Raw genomic sequence first — 2,480 nt, 5'->3', positions numbered from 1 at the left:
AAGAAGCATGAAAAACCGTGAGCTGAAGCGTCAGCTCACTGTTGTCAAGTACGCCGTCAAGCGTGCAGCGCTGAAAGCTATCATCGTTGATCTGAACGCAAGTCCAGAAGCGCGTTGGGAAGCGACCGTAGCTCTGCAGAAGCAACCACGTGACGCAAGCGCTTCGCGCATGCGTAACCGTTGCCGCCTGACTGGTCGTCCGCACGGCGTTTACCGCAAGTTCGGCCTGGGCCGTAACAAACTGCGTGAAGCGGCAATGCGTGGTGACGTTCCAGGTCTGGTTAAAGCCAGCTGGTAATCGCTGTCAAAGCCTTGATGGTCGGGGTCGCAAGAACCTGACCATCGGTGGCCTTGAATTTGAATCAAGCCCCTTTTGGGGCTTGATTCATTTCTGGGGTGTGTCTAGAATGACCGGCTCGCCTGAGCCCGTGTTTTTCGTGCCCGGAATTTCTCGGCGACAAGTAGTAGCCGCAAGGCTAATTTTTCTGTATTAGGAGCGTCTAGCCCATGAGTATGCAGGACCCGTTAGCGGACATGCTAACTCGAATCCGTAATGCCCAGATGGCTGAAAAGTCTGTCGTAAGCATGCCGTCTTCCACGTTGAAGGTGGCTGTAGCAAAAGTCCTGAAGGACGAAGGTTACATCGCGGATTTTCAGATCACCACCGACGCTAAGCCGTCGTTGTCCATCTCGCTGAAATACTTCGAAGGCCGTCCGGTCATCGAGGAAGTCAAGCGCGTTAGTCGTCCAGGCCTGCGTCAGTACAAGTCCGTTGAAGATCTGCCGAAAGTTCGTGGCGGTCTTGGCGTGTCTATCGTCTCCACCAACAAAGGTGTGATGACGGATCGTGCTGCGCGCGCTGCCGGTGTCGGCGGCGAAGTTCTTTGCACTGTGTTCTAAGGGGGGATAAGCATGTCTCGCGTCGCTAAGAACCCCGTTAAGCTGCCAGCCGGTGTCGAAGTCAAATTCGCAGGCCAGCAGCTTTCGGTGAAGGGTGCCAAGGGTACTCTTGAACTGAACATCCATTCGTCCGTTGAGATCGTTGAAGAAGCTGGTGAGCTGCGTTTCGCTGCTCGCAATGGCGATCAACAGACTCGCGCAATGGCCGGTACCACGCGTGCGTTGGTAAACAACATGGTCCAAGGCGTAAGCCAAGGCTTCGAGCGCAAGCTCCAGCTGGTCGGTGTTGGTTACAAGGCGCAAGCAAAAGGTCAGGTGCTGAACCTGGCTCTTGGCTTCTCGCACCCAGTGGATTACGAACTGCCGCAAGGCATCACCGCTGAGACTCCTAGCCAGACCGATATCCTGATCAAGGGCATCGACAAGCAGCTGGTAGGTCAAGTGGCCGCTGAGATCCGCGACTTCCGTCCACCAGAGCCGTACAAAGGCAAAGGTGTGCGCTACGCGGACGAAGTCGTCCGTCGTAAAGAAGCCAAGAAGAAGTAGGGCATAGCAAATGACCGACAAAAAAGTTACTCGACTGCGTCGCGCTCGCAAAGCACGCCTGAAAATGCACGAACTCGAAGTCGTGCGTCTCTGCGTGTTCCGCTCGTCGCAGCACATCTACGCCCAGGTCATCTCGGCCGACGGCAACAAAGTCCTGGCAAGTGCCTCGACTTTGGATAAAGAACTGCGTGATGGTGCCACTGGCAACATCGACGCGGCCACAAAGGTTGGCCAGCTGGTCGCTACGCGTGCTAAGGCCGCTGGCGTCTCGCAAGTGGCTTTCGACCGCTCTGGCTTCAAGTACCATGGCCGCGTTAAAGCGCTGGCTGATGCTGCTCGTGAAGCTGGGCTGGAGTTCTAAGTTATGTCAAATAACGACCAAAAGCGCGACGAAGGCTACATCGAGAAGCTGGTTCAAGTTAACCGCGTAGCCAAAACCGTTAAAGGCGGCCGTATCTTCACTTTCACCGCGTTGACCGTGGTTGGTGATGGTAAAGGGCGTGTTGGCTTCGGCCGTGGCAAGTCGCGTGAAGTGCCTGCTGCGATCCAGAAGGCAATGGAAGCTGCTCGCCGCAACATGATTCAAGTTGACCTGAACGGCACCACCCTGCAGTACGCAATGAAGTCCGCTCACGGCGCTTCGAAGGTGTACATGCAGCCTGCTTCTGAAGGTACCGGTATCATCGCTGGCGGCGCTATGCGTGCTGTCCTCGAAGTTGCTGGCGTTCAGAACGTTCTGGCCAAGTGCTACGGCTCGACTAACCCGGTAAACGTGGTTCACGCCACTTTCAAGGGTCTGAAGGCTATGCAATCTCCTGAGTCCATTGCTGCCAAGCGTGGCCTGACTGTCAAGGAGATCTTCTGATCATGGCTACCGTTAAAGTTACGCTGATCAAAAGCATGACCGGCCGCATCCCTAACCACAAACTGTGCGTTAAGGGTCTGGGTCTGCGTCGCATCGGTCACACTGTAGAAGTCCAGGATACTCCCGAGAATCGCGGGATGATCAACAAGGCTTACTACATGCTGCGTGT

Annotated in this window: 6 protein-coding genes; all 6 read left to right on the top strand. The window is 55.4% G+C overall.

Going from position 1 to position 2,480, the window contains the following annotated elements:
• Positions 1–7 precede the first annotated feature (7 nt).
• Positions 8–298: a 30S ribosomal protein S14 gene (gene rpsN, locus HT737_RS12205; protein WP_182402674.1), complete on the top strand. Its 291-nt coding sequence runs from the start codon at positions 8–10 to the stop codon at positions 296–298.
• Between the two features lie 209 nt (positions 299–507).
• Positions 508–900: a 30S ribosomal protein S8 gene (gene rpsH, locus HT737_RS12200; RefSeq protein WP_007966178.1), complete on the top strand. Its 393-nt coding sequence runs from the start codon at positions 508–510 to the stop codon at positions 898–900.
• Between the two features lie 12 nt (positions 901–912).
• The gene (rplF, locus tag HT737_RS12195) at positions 913–1,446 is read left to right on the top strand and encodes a 50S ribosomal protein L6 (RefSeq protein WP_007966176.1); all 534 of its coding nucleotides are present in this window, start codon (positions 913–915) and stop codon (positions 1,444–1,446) included.
• Between the two features lie 10 nt (positions 1,447–1,456).
• Positions 1,457–1,807: a 50S ribosomal protein L18 gene (gene rplR / locus HT737_RS12190; protein WP_003186037.1), complete on the top strand. Its 351-nt coding sequence runs from the start codon at positions 1,457–1,459 to the stop codon at positions 1,805–1,807.
• A 3-nt stretch (positions 1,808–1,810) separates the two neighbouring features.
• On the top strand, positions 1,811–2,311 hold the full coding sequence (gene rpsE, locus HT737_RS12185) for a 30S ribosomal protein S5 (protein ID WP_003176409.1): 501 nt from the start codon (positions 1,811–1,813) through the stop codon (positions 2,309–2,311).
• A gap of 2 nt (positions 2,312–2,313) precedes the next feature.
• Positions 2,314–2,480: 50S ribosomal protein L30 (gene rpmD, locus HT737_RS12180; RefSeq protein WP_182402672.1), on the top strand; the 167-nt coding region annotated here is incomplete at its 3' end.

The organism is Pseudomonas sp. MD195_PC81_125 (assembly GCF_014060985.1).
GTDB lineage: Bacteria > Pseudomonadota > Gammaproteobacteria > Pseudomonadales > Pseudomonadaceae > Aquipseudomonas > Aquipseudomonas parakoreensis.
This window is presented reverse-complemented; position numbering and strand designations above follow the sequence as displayed.